At 37.7% G+C, this 994-nt stretch carries 1 protein-coding gene; it reads right to left on the reverse strand.

Going from position 1 to position 994, the window contains the following annotated elements; genetic code table 11:
* Window positions 1–418 precede the first annotated feature (418 nt).
* Complete coding sequence (locus tag KQI83_RS00035; RefSeq protein WP_216553824.1) at window positions 419–778, reverse strand: hypothetical protein; 360 nt, start codon at window positions 776–778, stop codon at window positions 419–421.
* Window positions 779–994: the final 216 nt, after the last annotated feature.

Consider the following 994-nt stretch of genomic DNA (forward strand, 5'->3'; position numbering starts at 1 on the left):
CTTTGGTATGAAAACTATATGGTACTGGCATTTCCAGCGAACATGTGATAAACTTTGATTGTCCATTAAGGACCGCCTCCTTTGTTTTGAGATTGGCTTGCGATACCTTTCTCATTGTAACACAGGAGGCTTTTTATCGTTATCCTACACGCTACTGCTTACTCCATTCACCCCAGCATAGCTGGGGGATTAGGTTTTTCATTTACTCTTCTTTACTCTTCTGCATCGTCGTCTACTATACCGGCCACTGCTCCTGCAACCGAAGCGACAACTGCAATAATAACTGCAATTAAAACTACTCCTCCGATTAAAATTGCCAACATACGCCTCATCCCGTTTCTTCTATAATTTACTCCTTTATCATAGCATATCCATAATTACATGTAAATATTAATTATTCCTGCTGTTTTTCATATTTCTAGTTGGGATAACAATAGCATACAGAGTAAAACTGTATCCAGTCTTCTTCTGCACCTACATGAATCTGATCTAATTTTGACTGAAAATCCGCTGTTCCAAATGCTGCAACACAATCTGAGTACTTATATTTTACAAAATAATGTCCATTGGCAGAACCAAATTCACAAGGATTTACCTTTGCCCACTCGTTTCCTCCTGACCAACTTTGCAAAATCAACTCTAATTGTTTTTCTGCGCCACTATATTCCACATAAAAATATCCGTCTGAAGTAATATCTTCTCCTTTAAAACTTCCTCCATTTTTTGCAGTATTTACCGTAACAGCTTGATTCCAATTATTGGCACCTGCATCCCCCAAAAAACAGTGATATATATTTATCTCCTTGGCTTTCCTTGGATTCGCTTACATAAGAAACATAATATACTTTAAGATTATTCTCTTTTGCGCCTACATATGGTCCTATGTCAAGATTTAGTACAAGTTAAAATGAGAAATTTCTCCCCATTTTAACCTGCCAGAAGCTCAGCCTCAGTGTTCGTTCTTTCATACACTCGTTCGAATTCGTTTGGCGAC

The organism is Roseburia sp. MSJ-14 (assembly GCF_018918225.1).
GTDB lineage: Bacteria > Bacillota > Clostridia > Lachnospirales > Lachnospiraceae > Petralouisia.